General features: G+C 30.4%; 18 protein-coding genes. 3 read left to right on the forward strand and 15 right to left on the reverse strand.

The window, feature by feature from the left end:
• Window position 1: 1 nt before the first annotated feature.
• Together M915_RS06110 and M915_RS06115 are read right to left on the reverse strand one after the other, a co-directional pair.
• A complete protein-coding gene (locus M915_RS06110) occupies window positions 2-1,945 on the reverse strand; it encodes a V-type ATP synthase subunit I (RefSeq protein WP_036730391.1) in 1,944 nt (647 codons plus the stop codon).
• Entirely contained in the window at window positions 1,932-2,258 is a 327-nt protein-coding gene (locus M915_RS06115; protein ID WP_009221577.1) for a V-type sodium ATP synthase subunit G, read from the reverse strand. Before M915_RS06115 ends, M915_RS06110 begins: the two co-directional genes overlap by 14 nt.
• Window positions 2,259-2,611: 353 nt before the next feature.
• Between M915_RS06115 and M915_RS07605 the strand changes: the two genes are divergently transcribed.
• Window positions 2,612-2,746, forward strand: a complete 135-nt coding sequence (locus M915_RS07605; protein WP_255263792.1) for a hypothetical protein — start codon at window positions 2,612-2,614, stop codon at window positions 2,744-2,746.
• A gap of 73 nt (window positions 2,747-2,819) precedes the next feature.
• Here M915_RS07605 and M915_RS06120 read toward each other — a convergent pair whose 3' ends face one another.
• The 3 genes from M915_RS06120 to M915_RS06130 all read right to left on the reverse strand — a co-directional run bounded on the left by M915_RS06120 (window position 2,820) and on the right by M915_RS06130 (window position 5,429).
• Window positions 2,820-4,034 carry a diaminopimelate decarboxylase family protein gene (locus M915_RS06120; RefSeq protein ID WP_036730393.1) on the reverse strand — a complete coding sequence of 405 codons (1,215 nt, stop codon included), beginning with the start codon at window positions 4,032-4,034 and terminating at the stop codon, window positions 2,820-2,822.
• A 93-nt stretch (window positions 4,035-4,127) separates the two neighbouring features.
• Window positions 4,128-5,171 carry an LCP family protein gene (locus tag M915_RS06125; RefSeq protein WP_036730395.1) on the reverse strand — a complete coding sequence of 348 codons (1,044 nt, stop codon included), beginning with the start codon at window positions 5,169-5,171 and terminating at the stop codon, window positions 4,128-4,130.
• Window positions 5,172-5,180: 9 nt separating this feature from the next.
• On the reverse strand, window positions 5,181-5,429 hold the full coding sequence (locus M915_RS06130; RefSeq protein WP_235043772.1) for a pro-sigmaK processing inhibitor BofA family protein: 249 nt from the start codon (window positions 5,427-5,429) through the stop codon (window positions 5,181-5,183).
• Window positions 5,430-5,556: 127 nt separating this feature from the next.
• Here M915_RS06130 and M915_RS06135 point away from each other — a divergent pair, with 127 nt between their 5' ends.
• The gene (locus M915_RS06135; protein WP_036730399.1) at window positions 5,557-5,820 is read left to right on the forward strand and encodes a glutaredoxin domain-containing protein; all 264 of its coding nucleotides are present in this window, start codon (window positions 5,557-5,559) and stop codon (window positions 5,818-5,820) included.
• A 14-nt stretch (window positions 5,821-5,834) separates the two neighbouring features.
• Here the strand turns inward: M915_RS06135 and M915_RS06140 are convergent, their stop codons facing one another.
• From M915_RS06140 to M915_RS06185, 10 genes are all read right to left on the reverse strand, one after another.
• Window positions 5,835-6,485: a cytidylate kinase-like family protein gene (locus M915_RS06140; protein WP_051259811.1), complete on the reverse strand. Its 651-nt coding sequence runs from the start codon at window positions 6,483-6,485 to the stop codon at window positions 5,835-5,837.
• 86 nt (window positions 6,486-6,571) lie between these two features.
• Window positions 6,572-7,480 (reverse strand): DMT family transporter, encoded by a 909-nt coding sequence (locus M915_RS06145; RefSeq protein ID WP_036730401.1) that lies wholly within the window; start codon window positions 7,478-7,480, stop codon window positions 6,572-6,574.
• Window positions 7,473-8,378 carry a DMT family transporter gene (locus M915_RS06150; protein ID WP_036730403.1) on the reverse strand — a complete coding sequence of 302 codons (906 nt, stop codon included), beginning with the start codon at window positions 8,376-8,378 and terminating at the stop codon, window positions 7,473-7,475. Before M915_RS06150 ends, M915_RS06145 begins: the two co-directional genes overlap by 8 nt.
• 75 nt (window positions 8,379-8,453) lie before the next feature.
• Complete coding sequence (locus M915_RS06155) at window positions 8,454-10,457, reverse strand: sodium-translocating pyrophosphatase (protein ID WP_036730405.1); 2,004 nt, start codon at window positions 10,455-10,457, stop codon at window positions 8,454-8,456.
• Window positions 10,458-10,467: 10 nt separating this feature from the next.
• Complete coding sequence (gene secG, locus M915_RS06160; protein ID WP_009221586.1) at window positions 10,468-10,692, reverse strand: preprotein translocase subunit SecG; 225 nt, start codon at window positions 10,690-10,692, stop codon at window positions 10,468-10,470.
• 218 nt (window positions 10,693-10,910) lie between these two features.
• The gene (locus M915_RS06165; protein WP_009221587.1) at window positions 10,911-11,774 is read right to left on the reverse strand and encodes an undecaprenyl-diphosphate phosphatase; all 864 of its coding nucleotides are present in this window, start codon (window positions 11,772-11,774) and stop codon (window positions 10,911-10,913) included.
• A gap of 14 nt (window positions 11,775-11,788) precedes the next feature.
• Window positions 11,789-13,123, reverse strand: a complete 1,335-nt coding sequence (gene dnaB / locus M915_RS06170; protein ID WP_009221588.1) for a replicative DNA helicase — start codon at window positions 13,121-13,123, stop codon at window positions 11,789-11,791.
• Window positions 13,123-13,569, reverse strand: a complete 447-nt coding sequence (gene rplI / locus M915_RS06175; RefSeq protein ID WP_009221589.1) for a 50S ribosomal protein L9 — start codon at window positions 13,567-13,569, stop codon at window positions 13,123-13,125. The genes dnaB and rplI overlap by 1 nt, the downstream gene beginning before the upstream one ends.
• Window positions 13,566-15,566 (reverse strand): DHH family phosphoesterase, encoded by a 2,001-nt coding sequence (locus tag M915_RS06180; protein WP_036730408.1) that lies wholly within the window; start codon window positions 15,564-15,566, stop codon window positions 13,566-13,568. Before M915_RS06180 ends, rplI begins: the two co-directional genes overlap by 4 nt.
• A gap of 13 nt (window positions 15,567-15,579) precedes the next feature.
• Window positions 15,580-16,500 carry a DUF2232 domain-containing protein gene (locus M915_RS06185; protein WP_036730410.1) on the reverse strand — a complete coding sequence of 307 codons (921 nt, stop codon included), beginning with the start codon at window positions 16,498-16,500 and terminating at the stop codon, window positions 15,580-15,582.
• Window positions 16,501-16,632: 132 nt separating this feature from the next.
• Here M915_RS06185 and M915_RS06190 point away from each other — a divergent pair, with 132 nt between their 5' ends.
• A complete protein-coding gene (locus M915_RS06190) occupies window positions 16,633-17,376 on the forward strand; it encodes an IclR family transcriptional regulator (RefSeq protein WP_036730412.1) in 744 nt (247 codons plus the stop codon).
• The last annotated feature ends 7 nt before the right edge of the window (window positions 17,377-17,383 follow it).

The raw sequence follows: 17,383 nt of genomic DNA on the forward strand, positions 1-17,383 counted from the left end.
ATTATTCCTCCTCAATATTAAAGTAGTTAGATTCTGCTACCATATTTTTAAATGGTACTCCTCCACCCTCATAAAATTTATTAAACATTTCTACATAAGTTAATCTTGCAGAATGTACATAAGCTGATAAAAACGCCAAAAACATATTGAATAACTGAAACATCAAAAATATCAGAGCTCCAAATATTATTCCTAAAATTCCATTTTGGAACAACATTCTAACAATTATATTTACTGCAATAGCTATAAAGCTACCTGCTAATGACAATGCCATAAGTCTCAGATATGATACAAAATCTCCAAAATAAGATGTTATTCCATACAACGCATAAATTCCCCATCCAAGTTTTGCTCCTATGGTCTTTTCAGTTCTTCCTCCGGTTAAAACTATTCCTATCATTCCAAGGACCATTATGATCATTGCCGCATTAAATATTCCTGATTTTAACTTTAGTACGTTTGCCACAATGCATACTATAGCTCCCATTACCGCCATATACCAAAATCCGACATCATATAGTGCATCTAACGGTTTTTTATCTCTTATATTCATATAAGCCTTTATTCCCAGTGCAAAAAATATGTGAATTCCTCCAAATATTAAAGACATAAGTATCATAGCTACATAGTCTTCAGACGGATTAAGGAGTGATTTCATAGGTATAGCATCTCCAAAAAATGAACCGAATACAATTCCCCACAACATTGTTGAAATTGAAATATACATAAAAAATTTAATAGAATTTCTCTTAACTTTATCCAAATTGAAAAATTTAAGTGCAAAAAATGTTGCTAAAAATAGCAATAACCCATATCCTAAATCTCCAACCATTATCCCTGCAAATATAAAATAAAATGGAGCAAATAACGGGGTAGGATCTATTTCATTATATCTTGGGATTGAATACATTGTCGTCAAAGATTCAAACGGCTCTACAAAATTATTATTTTCTAATTGTACCGGAACCTTCGGATCATCTTCACTCGCCTTTTCTATCTCAATGTAATAATTTTTACCAAGAGTATCGTCTAATAATGATATGAGTTCTTTTTCTCTATTGGTAGGAAGATATCCTTCAATTATGTCCACATTTTCAGTTTTTAAAAATTTTTCGCTTGAAGCAAATTTCAGTCTTTTATTCTTCAAATACTCATAGTAAATTTTAAAATCTTCAAGTAAGTCGACTTTTAATAAAACTTTTTTTTCAATTTCTAAAATTTTATTGTTATTCTCAGAAATTGTATTTTCCAATTTAGATATGGCATCAGATACATTTCCGTCAGTTTTTATTTCAACTCTTGAAAATCCGTACTTGTGCATAATTTTAGAAAGTTCATCCTTACTTGATTTATCATAAAAGCAAATAATATAGGAAAAACTGCTGTTTTTACTTACTTGCTCAATATGCACAAACTCTGACAATTCTGCTTCTTCTATAAACTCATTTATATATTTTTTGGGTACAGTTCCGATACTTACATCAGTATTTTCAAATTCCAATATCTCTCTAATGTTGAGCTTTAAACTTTCCCATGGTTTCAAATCGTTTATTGTTGTCTTTAGATTTGTATTTTCTTGTTCTAAACTATTCCTCTTTTCAACCAATTCATAAATGTATTTATAATTATCTTTAAAATTATAAGCTGTTGCCCTATTTTCTATTTCCTTTAAATTAAATGTTTTTACTCCGGCCTTTAATTCTTCAAAAGTTCCGCTTCTTTCTAAAAATCCGCTTAATAAATCTATGCTCCACTTACATGCGCTCATAGATTCATCAAGGCTTAGTAATTCTTCCTTAGCTTCTATTTTTGTTAAAAAGCCCTCATCATCACTTGCAAGAGTATTAAAATGAATATATTTAAATTTTTGCAATACATTTAAAAGGTTTTGCCTGTCAGAATCAAAAGAAAATAGGCTGAATTTACTCATTCTAACTATTGCCATTATTCATCACAATCCTCTCAACTATAGAATCCGCTATATCCAACAATTTTTTTTCGGATATATTTAAAATTTCATTAGATTTTTCTTCAGCTTCATTTATAATTGGCTTTGAATTAATTTGTCCTTTTTGCTTAGCTTCTTCTAATATTTTATCTCTATCATTACAGGCTTTTTCAAAAATTTCATCATATCTGATTTTAGATTTATTAACAGCATCTTCCAAAATCTTTTTTGCTTCAGCTTCTGCTTTTATAATTCTTTCTTTAGAGCTGTCCTCGACATTTTTAATTTTTGAAATTGCATCAGTTGTCATATTATTACCTCCCAATTATAAATTTTTATAAAAAAACAATTATATAATTAATTATACCATTATTTTGCAAATATTAAATGTTTTTTACAATAGTTATATATTAAACAATATCAATATTGCATTAAATGAAATTTTAAATAGATTATATCAAATAAAAACCTTTTCATTCTATCTATACTTTATCAAGGCACTTTATTATCTTTAAATTACACGAAATTTTAGCCTTTTGTCCTTTTTAAAAACTTTAAATTTTTTGATTTAAGCCCTTTATTTATTTGTAAAATTGTATTATAATAACTTCCGTTGTGATTTAAAACTATAGTACATAATAAAATATATAAGGAGATGTTCGTATGTTTATTTCAAATCAAAAACACCATAGATTTTCTATTCTATCAAGTGTTGGTTATGGATTTTTATTTTCATTCTTTTTTGGACTTTGGATGTGTGCTACATATATGGGAGTATCTTTTGCCCTTAGCGTATAGTAATTTATTTAAAAAACCACTTTTTAAATTTAAAAAGTGGTTTTTTTATATTTCTCTTTATCTCTTTATTTTACTATTTTAAAATTCTTCCATCTACTGTCAAAAACAATTCGGCCGGTTTTTCCTGAGATGAAAATTGCATAGGAGACAATACCGCTGCATATGCTCCCGCATTTGTAATTTCAACCAAGTCTTCACATTCAAGCTTAGGCATAATTACATCTTCCAATATCACATCCGTTGCCGTACACAAATTTCCAACAAGTGTTACTTTTTCTAACTGTGAACTATCTTTAAGCGGTCTTATCTCAAAAGCATCACTACATGTAAATAACGGCTCCCAACAAATTAAATCCGGTTCCGTTGTAAATTTTTCTACCATTTTTATCACAGCCGGTCTTAAAAATCCATTTAAAGTATTTTTTAAAATAACATAGGTTTTCCCATAAGATGTTTTTTTATCCATTACTTTTGTTATATATCTTCCGCTCTTTCCTGTAGCATATCGTCCAACTTCTATAAATACTTTTGTATTCGGATATTCTTCTAAAAATATCTCCAAATTTCTATTAAATTCTTCTCCAAGTCTCTCTATATCAAGCGGTTTATCTTTTGGAGAAAATTGAATTCCTATTCCTGAACCCATATTTACAAATTTTAAATCCGTATTTAATATTTTTCTAAATCTTTCTGCAAGATTAAACATCTTTTCGTAATAGCTAATCAAATTTTCAATTTTAAGTTCTTGACTCTTAATATGGACATGAATTCCAACAATATTTATATTTTTAAGTTCATTGTTTTTTATGTATTCAAATAGTTGTTCTTCATCTATTCCGAATTTTGATGGTTTACCATCAAAACTGTCAAATGAAAATTCAGGATTAATCCTAACACCAATATCAAGTACTATATTCATTTTCTCAGCAATATTTTGAAGCTTTTTAATTTCACCTATACTATCCGCAATAATCGTGGACTTTTTAACAGCTTCTCTTATATCATATTCACTTTTCCCCGGAGCAGAATAATAAATTTCATCTTTTGAAAGTCCATTTTCTTCCGCTATTAAGACTTCATTTAAACTTGCAGCATCAGCGCCAAATCCTCTTGAAAATACACTCTTTACAACTAATGGATTAGAGTTGCACTTTACAGAATACAAGAATTTCACTTTTGGAAAATTTCTTTTTAGTCTTCCGGTATACTCATCAATTATATTTTCATCATATAAATAAAAACTGTCATATTTTTCGGCTTCTCTTTCAATAATTTTATTAATGTCCATATTTTCCTCCTAATAGATTTTCATTAATTACTTCGCTTTAAATATTATAACATCTTTTTCCGTTCTTTATCTCCTGTATTTAAAAAAGCTGACCTATCCGTCAGCTTTTTCTGTATTTATTTCATCTTCTTGTAATTGTTCTTCAGCTTGTTTTTCTATCAATTTTTGAGGAAATTCATTAATTATTTTTCTGGCTTCATCAATGCTTACAACATATACATTTTGTATTTCATTTCCTATTTCAACATTTTCTCCATGCCCTATTAATTTTTCACCTATAATATCCTCTCTATTAAGAGACAGCCCATACTTTGCAAGAAAAGAAATTTCTCCGTAGTTTAAATCTGTTTCAAGAAATTCATCAACTATATCTAAAAGCTGAGGTAGTTTAAAAAATGTTGCAGGAGATTTCAACTTATCAAAAAGTAACATTAAAAATCCCTGTTGTGCAGATATTCTTCCAATATCCTGATCTTTATACACTTTTCTTGCTCTAAGATATGACACAGCTCCCATTCCGTCAAGATGATTAATTCCATGTTTTAAATTTATTTCAAGAGGCGGAACTACCCAATCATCTCTATAAAAGTAATCTTTATGCTCCCAATTTATATCTATTCCTCCGACCGCATCTACAATCCCTGAAACGACTTTGTAATCAACTATGGCATAATGATCTATCTTGACATCTAAAAAATCTTCTATTGTACTTACAGTAAGACCAAGCCCTCCATTCGGATATACAAATTCATTAAAGCTCGCATTAATCTTATTTTTTGCATATCCATGAATTTTTATATATGAATCTCTCGGAATTGAAAACATTTGAACTTTATTATTTTTATGGTCTATTGTAAAAAGCATTATAGTATCCGATCTCATTCCATTTTGCTCTTCACTCATATTCACAGTTGCCGTCTTATCTACGCCAAGAACTAATATCCTAAGAGGCTTGTCCGTTTCAAATACATTTATATCTTTCTTTTTATCTTCTTCAAATGCAGATTCTACTGTTTCATTTTTTAATTTATTTATACCTTTATTCTCATGTGTCGGCTTTATCCTATATACAAGTGCAACAAGAATTGACAAGGATAAAATCGAAATTACTATAAAGGTTCTATAAACATATTTCAATTTAACACCTCATAAAAAAATCTTTATTAAAATTAAAATAACTACTGCAGGAGTTCCGAAAAATCCTGTTAAAAATGAAGTAAACGGATTTACAGCTATATCAATTCCAAACTTTACTCCTATTAAATTAAATATATTAAGTATTACAGCTCCTATCACTATATTAATAACGACTTTAAACAAAATAGATATGGATTTGAATACAAGCATTGCTACAAGACATACCAGTATTGCTCCAATTATAAACATATTCATCATATTCACTCCTAATGTTAAATTATATCATTAATCGCTATAATTTAAAACTTTGTTTATCCTATTTGAAGTATAGCTTATATATTTTTTATGTGTTATATTATTATAAAATTAATTTTTGGAGGTAATTATGATTACAGTTTTCATATCCGGAAAGTGCCCGGATTGTCCCCCTGCAATACAAGCTTTTGAAAATTCTGATTTAGATTATGATATAATCGATATTACTGAAAATATGTCAAATCTAAAAAAATTTTTAAAATATAGAGATTTTCACCCATACTTTGATGCAATCAAAGCATCAGGAAAAGTTGGAATACCTACAATTATGATAGGTGACGGAGAAAAATTCATCGAATTTGATGAAACCTTAAATTTAAACAAATTAAAATAATGCCCTGATGAGCATTATTTTTTTAATTCCGAACTCTTAATTATTATCTTTGCTACATCCTCATTACTGAATTTTGAAGAGTTTATAGTCAAATCATATTCAAAAGCATTTCCCCAGCTTCCGTTTGTAAACTTATTATAATGATTTTTTCTTCGAGTATCTTTTTTATTCATAGTATAGATAGCCTTTTCTCTATCTATGTTATATTTTTGCATAATTCTTTCTATTCTATATTCCTTATCTGCAGTTATAAATACACTAAAAATATCATAATTATCTTTTAATACATAATTGGCACATTTTCCAAGTATTATACAGCTTCCCTTTTTTGCAAAATCTCTTATAGTTTTTGAATTTGCGAGAAATGACGCATCTATATTAGTGATATCTTCTTGTGAATATGAATAATTTTCTCTATATAAATCATAAATAGTTCCCTGCAAAAATGAGTCGTCTTTTTTTATATTATCAGGATCTACTTTCCCCTCAAGCGTTTTAAGTTCAATTATATCTTCATCATAGACTTCTATATTAAGCAGTTTACCGATTATTTTTGAAATTTCAAATCCTCCGCTTCCATGTTCTCTATCTATAGTTATTATTAAATTCTTTTTTGAGGCAAAGCTCGCCGAAAAAATTTTTCTTAAAAAATTAGTCTCACTCATTTTCTCACTTCCTTAATTATATTATGACATAAAAAGACCTCAATATTGTAAACTTATTATGAAAAATTTTAAGAAATATATAATTTTTAATTACTTTTTTGTATATTTTTTGTACTCTCGGGCATTTGTGCAATAACTATTGATATAAAGACAATTGTGCAGCCTGCGAGTTCTCTGTTTGTAAGACTTTCATTTAAAAATACATATCCTCCTATAAGAGCTATTACAGACTCCAAAGAACAAATCATCATAGCAATTGTTGTATTTAGATTCCTAAATGCATATATCTGCAAACTAAATGCTATCACACCTGAAATGGCTGACATATATAATAAAGCCGGCATAGCTGAAATAACTTGCTCAAATGTAAATGTTTCATATATCAGTGCAAATGCAAGTGAAATCAATCCACAAACTAAAAACTGATAAAAATTCAATTCAAAAATATTCGTCTTAGGAGAATATTTTGCAAGCATAATAGTGTGTATACTCATCAAAACAGAAGATATAAAGACAAGTATATCTCCTTTAGAAAAACTAAAACTCTCATCTACAGACATAAAATAAAAACCTATAATGGCAAAAATTATACACAATATAACTTTTTTACTTATTTTTTCTCCAAAAAATAAACTTATTGTCGGAATTATCACTATATAAAGAGTTGTTATGAATCCCGCTTTACCTGAAGTTGTTCCCATTATTCCAATTTGTTGAACATTAGTAACTAAAAACATGGCTATTCCGCATAAAATTCCACCTTTAATCGCAAGAGATCTGTCCATAAAATCTGTTTTAAAATCTTTTTCTATGATAGATATTTTAGGTGCTGCCACTATTATTACAAACAAAAAAATCGCCGCTAATAATGATTTAATAGATGCAAATGCAAATGTACCGAGATTATCCATTCCAATTGATATAACCATAAAAGATAATCCCCAAATAATTGCGGCTGTTAAAAGCATTATTCCGGATATAAATTTCTTACTCATATTTTCTCCTAAATGACATTATCGGTATTTGTGCTATCAAAGTTGATATAAACATTATCAGACATCCCATTAATTCTCTATGAGTCAAATGTTGATTCAGTATCAAAAATCCCCCTAATACGGCAAATATCGATTCTGAACTATTAAGTAACGATGCTATTGTGGGCTCCAGAACTTTAAGCGCAACTATTTGCAAGCTATATGCTATTGCTGTTGACATTATTGCAACATATAGAATAGACCCCATAGAATTAACTATATCTTGTAAACTGAATGTTTCAAAAATAAGCGCACAAATAAGGCTCAGAATTCCACTTAATAAAAACTGAAAAGCATTTAATTTTATACTGTCAACTTTTGGAGAATAATGTGCAAGTGTAAGTGTATGTATGGAATAAAATATTGCAGAACAAAACACTACAATATCTCCAAAATTTACAGTGAAATTTTCTTTAACTGAAAGTAAATACATCCCAAGTGTAGCAAAAATTACACAAATAATCACTTTTAGCGATACTTTTTCTCCCATAAAACTTCTCATTATGGGAATTATAACTATGTAAAGTGCTGTTATGAAACCCGCTTTTCCCGGAGTAGTATATAATAAACCATACTGCTGTGAGTTCATCGCAAAAAATAAAATAATTCCGTTTATTATTCCTGCCCTTCTTGTCAATGCTTTATCTACAACAACAGAAGTCTCCTTTTTTTGGAGCATTCCTATTTTTGGAATTATGTTAATTGTCAAAATCATTGCAATACTTCCAATGATGCTTCTCAAAGCAGAGAAAGTGAATGGGCCTATATGTTCCATTCCGGTTGATTGTGCAACAAATGCAAATCCCCATATAGCCGCCGAAAATATAAGCAGTATACTTGATACAAATTTACTTTTCATAACACACCCCCTTAGTTAAATTAATATGTAAATAAAAAAGGCCTCCTTGAAAAGAGGCCCGATAAAAATTTTATTTTAGAATAACTTTCCGCCAAATTCTAAGAATACTGGTGCAAATACAAGAGATACTACTGTTATAAGCTTAACTAAGATGTTAAGAGACGGTCCTGAAGTATCCTTGAATGGATCTCCTACAGTATCACCTGTAACAGCTGCCTTATGAGCCTCTGAACCCTTGCCGCCATGATTTCCACCTTCAATATACTTTTTAGCATTATCCCATGCTCCGCCGGCATTTGACATGAATATAGCCATTAATACACCTGTTACAAGAGCACCTGCTTGAAGTCCACCAAGAGCTTCAGCTCCAAATATAAGTCCTATCAATACAGGAACTACTACTGCTATCATTCCAGGAATAATCATTTCCTTAAGAGCTGCACCTGTAGAAATATCTACACATTTAGCATATTCAGGAGTTGCTTTTCCTTCCATAATACCAGGAATTTCTCTGAATTGACGACGAACTTCATCTATCATAGCAGATGCAGCTTTACCTACTGCACTCATTGTAAGAGCAGAGAATGCAAATGGAAGCATACCTCCGATAAATGTTCCTGCTATTACTTCAGGCTTTGATACGTCTATTCCTTCAAGTCCTGTTGCATTTATATATGATACAAACAATGCTAATGCTGTAAGTGCTGCAGAACCTATTGCAAATCCCTTACCAATAGCTGCTGTTGTATTACCTACTGCATCAAGAGAGTCTGTAATTTCTCTTACATCTTCAGGAAGTTCACACATTTCTGCAATTCCCCCTGCGTTATCTGCAATTGGACCATAAGCATCAACTGCAATAGTCATAGCTGTTGTTGAAAGCATACCAACTGCTGCAAGAGATATCCCGAATAATCCGTGAATAGCATTTTCATTTCCGCCTGCTCCAACATAAGCAACGATAATACCAATAGCTATTACTACTATAGGCCAAACTGTTGACATCATACCAACTGAAAGACCTGAAATAATATTCGTTGAAGCACCTGTTTCTGATTCAGCTGCAATTCTTTGTACCGGTTTATATTCAGCCGCTGTATAATATTCTGTAAATTTAGAAATGATTAGACCTACAACAATACCTGCTATTACAGGAATAAACGGTCTAAAGCTTCCAAAAATTCTGCTAGATAAAACTGCCGCAATAACAATAGTTACCGCTGCAGACACATATTCTCCATTGTTAAGAGCTTTTTGAGGGTTTTTATCTCCCTTTACAAAGAAAGCTGCAATAATTGATGCAACTATACCAACTGCTGCAATTGCAAGTCCGTAAGTAACACCTCTTTCTTCATAAGCTACAACCCCAAGAGTTATAACTGAAAGTAACGCTCCAACATAAGATTCAAATAAATCTGCTCCCATTCCGGCAACGTCCCCAACGTTATCTCCTACGTTATCTGCAATAACAGCAGGGTTTCTAGGGTCATCTTCAGGAATTCCCGCTTCAACTTTACCTACAAGGTCAGCTCCAACATCGGCAGCTTTAGTATAAATACCGCCACCAACTCTGGCAAAAAGAGCTATTGATGAAGCTCCAAGAGAAAATCCTGTTACTATTGTAGTATTTTTTGTAAAATAATATGCCAATGAAATACCAATAATTCCAAGACCTACTACACACATTCCCATTACTGCTCCACCTGAAAATGCAACATCAAGTGCTTTTCCAAGTCCGCCATTCCAAGCTGCATTTGCAGTTCTAACATTTGCCTTTGTAGCAACTTTCATACCCACATATCCTGCAAGTACAGAAAAAACTGCTCCTACAACAAAGCAAATTGCTGTTGCCGGACTTTTTAAACCAACTGCAAGAATAATTCCAAGAGCTAAAACAAAAATTACAAGAGCTTTGTACTCTCTTGTCAAAAATGCCATAGCGCCATCTTGAATGTATGAAGAAATTTCTTTCATTCTATCGTTTCCAACATCTTGTTTTGCTACAAAGTTTGCCTTATATAAAGCAAAAATAAGTGCTAATACTCCTACAACAGGAGCTATTAATAAAATATTGTCCATTTTTCCTCCCCTAAATTGCCGCAAGTGCTATTAAAGCTACAACAAAAATAACTGAAGCAATCTTCATAATGCGGTTTTCTAAATCTTTTTTGCTCGATCCTCTATGCTCTCCCCAAGCAGAAGTTTCTTCACCGCTCAATGTTCCAAGACCGGCTTGATCGCTTTCTGTTATCGAAACAATAACTATCATAACTAATGCAGACAGTGCTATTATAATAGATAATAAAGTTTCCATAAAACTACCTCCTAAAATAAAATTTCCTATATCTATAACATATAAATTCTATCACAGCAAATACGCAAAATCAATTAATTTTGCCATTTACAAACAAATTATTTATAAATTTTTAATAAATTCAAAAAAAATAATTAAATATATGTATAGCAAGTGTAACAAACATTTTAATATCTAAAATAAAAACTGTCAAACAGTTTTCTAACTATTTGGCAGTTTTATTTAAATATTAACATTGAAATCAAAACAACAGCTCCAAGTATTATTCTGTATATTCCAAATATCTTAAAGTCGTGTTTTTTAATATATCCCATAAATTTTATTATAACGGCATATGCAACTAAAAACGAAACTAATCCACCGACTAAAATCAGTATCCATTGATGTAAACTAAATCCTATTCCCATCTTTAATATCTTCAAACTTGTTGCTCCAAGCATTGTCGGAATTGCCAAAAAAAATGAAAATTCAGCTGCGGCTGTTCTTGAACATCCAAGTATCATAGCGCCAATAATTGTAGCTGCCGACCTGGATGTTCCGGGTACCATTGCAAGACATTGAAATACTCCTATAAAAAATGCTGTTTTAATTGTTATACTATCAAGCTTTTCATATTTAAATTTAATTTTCTTGCCCCTATTCTCCATAAGTATAATTACAGCTCCATAAAAGACAAGCGCCAAAGAAACTGTAACCTTATTAAATAAGTATTTATCAATTAAATCATCAAATAAAAATCCAAGAACTGCAGCAGGTAAAAATCCGACTATAATTTTCGCAATTAATCTCATGGTCTTCTTATCCCGTAAAAACCATTTTTGAGATATTGTAAGTCTACTTTGATTTTCAACTAACTGTTTACTCATTTTGTTTTTTGAAAATGGATTTAGAGTATCAAAATATATTACAAGAACTGAAAGTATCGCTCCAAGTTGAATAATTACTTCAAATGCATTTTCAAATTCCTTTGGAGTTAAAGATATAAAATCACTTGCCAATATTAGATGTCCTGTTGAAGATATCGGCAGAAATTCTGTTATCCCTTCAATTATTCCAAGAATTATTACTTTTAAAAAATCCATCTTACCTCCAATATTTAATTCTCTCTTTCCTTATTTAAGAATTTAGTAAATTCCTTTTTAAATAGAAGTTCCACTGTCCCGGTCGGACCATTTCTGTGCTTTGCGATTATAACTTCTCCGGTATCGGGATTCTCACATTCTTCCTTCGTATAATACTCATCTCTATATAAAAACATAACTATATCCGCATCTTGTTCTATCGCTCCTGATTCACGAAGGTCTGAAAGTATAGGCCTATGATCAGTTCTTGTTTCAGGTGCACGTGACAATTGAGATAACGCTATTACGGGGACTTCCAATTCTTTAGCGGTAGCTTTTAATGCTCTTGAAATTGCTGAAATTTCTTGTTGTCTTGACTCAACTCGTCCATTCATTTGCATTAGCTGTAAATAATCAACCACTATTAAATCAAGACCTTTTTCCATTTTAAGCCTTCTGCACTTTGCTTTAAGTTCTATTGGAGAAATTCCCGCGGTATCATCTATTTCTATTTTCATTTCAGAAATTAAAGGCATAGTATTTATAATTTTTAACCATTCATCTTCATTTAAATTTCCACTTATTACTTTTTGCAAATCAACATGTGAAGTCGAAGAAATTATTCTTTGTACTAACTGATTTTTACTCATTTCAAGTGAAAACATTGCAACAGATGCTTTTGCTTTTATTGCTGAATTTGTCGCAATATTTACCATTAATGCAGTCTTTCCCATGGACGGTCTTGCTGCCAATAATATTAAATCAGACTTTTGAAGCCCCGATATTTTATAATCAAGATCTATAAATCCTGTTGTAAGTCCTGTTAGAGCATTAGGATTTTGAGCTTTGCTTTCAAGTTCGGCAAATGATTCAAGTAAAACTTCTTTAACGGGAATAAGTCCATCTCTGTGAGAATCTTGGGTTATATTAAATATATCCTTTTCTGCGCTTTCTATTATAGATTCTACTTCTGCATCTTGCGAATAAGCATTTGCTATTATTTTGTCAGATGTTGTTATAAGTCGTCTTAATGTAGACTTTTCCTTTATTATTTTGCAGTACTGTTCTACATTTGAAATTGCCGTAACAGAACTTGTCAAATTTGCAAGATATGACAATCCTCCAATATCCTCTAAAGATGCTCTTTTTTTAAGTTCTTCAGTTACTGTTATCAAATCTGAAGGCTCATTTCTGTTGTATATGGAAAGAATTGCAGAGTAAATTTCTCCATGAATATCTAAATAAAAATCATCACTTCTTAAAATTTCTATTGCAGATGTAATTGCATCTTTTGATAACATCATTGCTCCAAGTACAGATTGTTCTGCTTCTGTATTGTTTGGAGGTATTTTTAAATTTACATTTTCCATTATTTTGCTTCCACTACTACTTTTAAATCAGCTATTATATCTTGATATAATTTAATTGAAACTTTTCTTGTACCTTCAGTCTTTATATTTTCAGATAAGTCTACTTTCTTTTTATCTACTTCAATTTTCATTTGTAAACTTAGAGCTTCCGCTATATCCTTAGATGTTATTGCTCCGAAAAGCCTTCCTCCTTCTCCTGCTTTTGCTGATATTACAACCTTACCGTTTTCTATTTTTTTCTTAAGTTCATTAAAATTTTTTCTATTTTCTTTTTCCTGTTCTTCTTCAAGTTTTTTTTGTTCTTTCCATTTTATTAAGTTGGCTTCTGTTGCCTCAATTGCAATTTTTTTAGGCATTAAAAAATTTCTTGCGTATCCGTCTTTAGCTTCTACTAAATCTCCTTTTTTACCAAGATTTTTATCATCTTTTAATAATATAACTTTCATTTCTTATCTCCTCTATTATCATTAATATATTCCTCTATTGCTCTTAATAATATATCCTCCGCTTCATCCAAGCTATTAACTGCAAGCTGAGCTCCTGCCATGTTTAAATGGCCTCCTCCGCCAATTCTTTCAAGTATCAATTGAACTGAAATATTTCCCTTGCTTCTACCGGAAATATGCACTCCGGTATCTGTCATAGTCATTACAAAACTTGCTCTTATTCCTGTTATTTCTAATAATTCATCTGCGGCTTGAGCTGAAATTAAAATTGAATTTTCTGCTTCACGTTCAAGTCGTGATATTGCAATTTCATCAAATACTATTTTAGTATTATGAACTACTTCCGCTCTATTCAGCATTGTGTCTAAATCATCTTGGAAAAGCTGTTTAACTTTTAACATATCTGCTCCGGCTCTTTTTAATGTAGATGCAGCCTCAAAAGTTCTAACTCCTGTTTGAAAACTGAAGTTCTTAGTATCGACAACTATACCGCTCATAAGTGCATCTGCTTCAAAATGAGTAATATTCAAATCATCATTCATATAAGTAAGCATTTCTGTTACAAGTTCAGATGCAGATGAGGCATAAGGCTCAATATATGTCAGTACCGGATTATCTACGAACTCTTTTCCCCTTCTATGATGATCTATTATTACAACTTGCGGTGTAAGCTTTAGCAAATCCGGCGCTTCCGTAAATGACGGTTTGTGATTATCCACTAAAATCAATAGTGATTTTGCATTTATTGTATTTGCCGCAAAGTCTTCTTTTACAATTCTATTATATAAATCAGGCTCTTCTTCTTTCATCCTTAAAATCAAATTATCTATTGACGGATTTGAAGAATTAAGAACTATATATCCTTCTTTTTCACGATTTAACGCTGCTCTTAAAATTCCAATTGCAGAACCTATTGCATCCATATCAGCATTTTTATGACCCATTATAAATACATCTTTAGCTCCATCTATAAGCTGCCTTAACGCTATACCGAGAACTCTTGCCTTAACTTTGTTTCTCTTTTCTACCGCTTTAGACTTGCCTCCAAAGAATTCATAATTATCTGCAACTTTTACAACCGCCTGATCTCCTCCACGTCCCAAAGCAAGATCTAAACAAGTATCAGATTCTTCATATGCATCTCTGAATGAAAGTCCAAAAGATGAAACTCCTATAGAAAGTGTAATCGGTATTGTATTTCCTTTATCAAGCTCTCTTAAATCATCCAATAAATCAAATCTTTTCTCTTTAATTTGATTTAACGACTTATTGCTCATTATAACAAGATACATATCACTATCAAATTTTCTAACAAGAGCATTAAAATCATTAAAATAATCTCTTACAGTTGAATCTATTTCTGCGATTAATTGAGGTCTGTTATTTGATGGTGTAGAATCCATTGCATCATCAAAATTATCAACTTCTATTTTTGCTACTATTGCATTTTCATCAATGTACTTTTGCTCTAATTTAGCATATTCCGTAGAGTCTATAAAGTAGAATATAAGCATTTTTTTTCTGTCAGATGCAGATTTATTTACATCAACTATCTTCTCATATACCTTATATTTATTTTCATTTAACGTTACATAAAAACTTTCTTCTACATTTTTATCTATAATACTTTCAACGTTAATTTCAGAAATTAAACTGCTAATTTCAGTATTCATTATATCCTGATGAGAAAAAATATTTAGGAATTGAGAATTATACCAATTAATTTTTCCCTTATCGTCTATTACTACGAGAGGAAACGGCATACTGAATATAGTATGTTTAGTGACAGTATCAAAATCAACATTAATGTCTTCCACATATTTTTTTAGTGTCTGATTTTTTGACTCAATCATCTTAGCACTCAAATACACAATATAAACATAAATTACCATGGCAACAGCACCGACTATCGGCCATAAATATAGTAAAATCAAAACTACAATAGTTGAAAAAATTAAATATGGTTTAAAACTATTTAAAGTATATTTATCTTCCAAAATACTCACCTCACTATGGCAATTTTCTAAAATTTAATATCGAATCTACAAACCCAATTACAACAAGTATTATCTGAACTGTCGGAAACATAAATGTAACAACTGTTACAATTATTTTTGAAAATTTATTTGCTTTTATTTTTACCATGAAAAATTGAAGCAAACTAAGACCCGCAAAAAATAACACTAAAGAAAAAACTATGAGTATATTCTCCATTAATATCAAATATCCTACACCAAAAACATCTTGCATAAAATAAATCAATATCAGCGAAAAAACTCCAACTATCACAAATTCTTTCGGAACCTTAAAAAATATAAACGATGAAGGTTGAGATATATAACCTCCTCTTTTTAATAAAGTTCGTCCGGAAATAACATAAGTTAAATATGAAATAATTAGAGATACACAAACCATCATAGCCGGCATTATTTGAAGAGATCTATTATAGTAACTTAATATTTCCGACTCATTAAATGCTTTTGAAAATTCAGAAAGTTGTTCTGAATTGAAAATTTCTCTTTGTAATTCAATTACTTTAGAAATTACATCTTGTGATTTTAAAAGTTCCGGTGTTATTCCTAAAAAGTAAAAACTCATAATCATAGATAAAAAGAATGTACCTGCCGCTACTATAATCGTTGTATTTACCTCATACTTATTTGAAATCATATAATGATAAACTAAAACTATAGGACCAAACAAATTTAATACTAATATCCCGGCAATAGGAGATATTAATATGCTCACTAATATACAAAGCCCAATAAATATTCCCATTATTTTTATAATTCCCTCTGTAATTGCTTCTGTCAAAAAAATTGCAGGTAAAAAAATATATAATAACGGAAATGCCAGTCCTCCAAGTGTTATTAAAATTGATTTAATTATTAAAATATATATATTATTTTTTGATTTGTTAATTTTAACCAACTCCCAATATATTTATTTTATCATAATTACCCATTTTTTTATAGTTCTATACAAACTATATTTTTATATCGATATATGAATTCATTTCCGCTTTGTGGTATAATATTATATTATGAAAAGGAGATGTATTTTATGATTCAGAGTTTAATGAAAGCAGCTAATATTTTAGAATTTATGAAAATTCAAAATAAAGATTATACAATAGCTGAAATTTCAGAAGCTATAAATATGCCCCCAAGTACAACTCACAGAATTTTAAATACTTTAATAAAATGTGAATTTGTATCTAAAGACGATAGAACTCATTTATATAAATTAGGCCCGGGGCTAATATCTCTTGGAATGGCAGCAACAAATAATATAAGTTTACAGAATGAGGCCATGCCTATTTTAAAAGAATTATCCGCTCAAACAGAGGAAGATTCTTTTCTAGTAATAAAATCGGGAAATAGTGGAGTAATAATCGGAAAAGCTGAAGGATTACATTCTCTTAAAGTTGTAGAAAATTTTGGAAGGGAAATAGCTTTACATAAGGGTGCTGTCAGAAAAGTAATTCTCGCATATCAATCAGAGGAATTTATAAGAGAATATATTTCCAGAGAGCTTGAACCATATTTAGGAGAAGATAAATTAAATTCCGAAAAACTTCTTAAAGATCTTGAAGATATTAAAGAAAATGGCGTTTCTATTTCAATATCAGAATATATAAATAATACTATGGGGATTGGTGCTCCGATATTTAATTACAAAGGGGATTTTGTAGCATCTATAGGAATCGCCGCTCCGCTATATCGAGCAGGTCAGCACCAAGAAAAACTCGTTAAAGAAATAAAAAAATCTGCTGATAAATTATCAAAAAAACTTGGTTATTTTTAATTAATTT

The organism is Peptoniphilus mikwangii (assembly GCF_000468535.1).
Taxonomy (GTDB): Bacteria; Bacillota; Clostridia; order Tissierellales; family Peptoniphilaceae; genus Anaerosphaera; species Anaerosphaera mikwangii.

Bases quoted from the DNA above. Each gene is read 5' to 3' on its own strand.
- M915_RS06110 (WP_036730391.1), bottom strand. From the start codon at position 1,945: ATGGCAATAGTTAGAATGAGTAAATTCAGCCTATTTTCTTTTGATTCT.
- M915_RS06115 (WP_009221577.1), bottom strand. From the start codon at position 2,258: ATGACAACTGATGCAATTTCAAAAATTAAAAATGTCGAGGACAGCTCT.
- M915_RS07605 (WP_255263792.1), top strand. From the start codon at position 2,612: ATGTTTATTTCAAATCAAAAACACCATAGATTTTCTATTCTATCAAGT.
- M915_RS06120 (WP_036730393.1), bottom strand. From the start codon at position 4,034: ATGGACATTAATAAAATTATTGAAAGAGAAGCCGAAAAATATGACAGT.
- M915_RS06130 (WP_235043772.1), bottom strand. From the start codon at position 5,429: ATGATGAATATGTTTATAATTGGAGCAATACTGGTATGTCTTGTAGCA.
- M915_RS06135 (WP_036730399.1), top strand. From the start codon at position 5,557: ATGATTACAGTTTTCATATCCGGAAAGTGCCCGGATTGTCCCCCTGCA.
- M915_RS06140 (WP_051259811.1), bottom strand. From the start codon at position 6,485: ATGAGTGAGACTAATTTTTTAAGAAAAATTTTTTCGGCGAGCTTTGCC.
- M915_RS06145 (WP_036730401.1), bottom strand. From the start codon at position 7,480: ATGAGTAAGAAATTTATATCCGGAATAATGCTTTTAACAGCCGCAATT.
- M915_RS06150 (WP_036730403.1), bottom strand. From the start codon at position 8,378: ATGAAAAGTAAATTTGTATCAAGTATACTGCTTATATTTTCGGCGGCT.
- M915_RS06155 (WP_036730405.1), bottom strand. From the start codon at position 10,457: ATGGACAATATTTTATTAATAGCTCCTGTTGTAGGAGTATTAGCACTT.
- secG (WP_009221586.1), bottom strand. From the start codon at position 10,692: ATGGAAACTTTATTATCTATTATAATAGCACTGTCTGCATTAGTTATG.
- M915_RS06165 (WP_009221587.1), bottom strand. From the start codon at position 11,774: ATGGATTTTTTAAAAGTAATAATTCTTGGAATAATTGAAGGGATAACA.
- dnaB (WP_009221588.1), bottom strand. From the start codon at position 13,123: ATGGAAAATGTAAATTTAAAAATACCTCCAAACAATACAGAAGCAGAA.
- rplI (WP_009221589.1), bottom strand. From the start codon at position 13,569: ATGAAAGTTATATTATTAAAAGATGATAAAAATCTTGGTAAAAAAGGA.
- M915_RS06190 (WP_036730412.1), top strand. From the start codon at position 16,633: ATGATTCAGAGTTTAATGAAAGCAGCTAATATTTTAGAATTTATGAAA.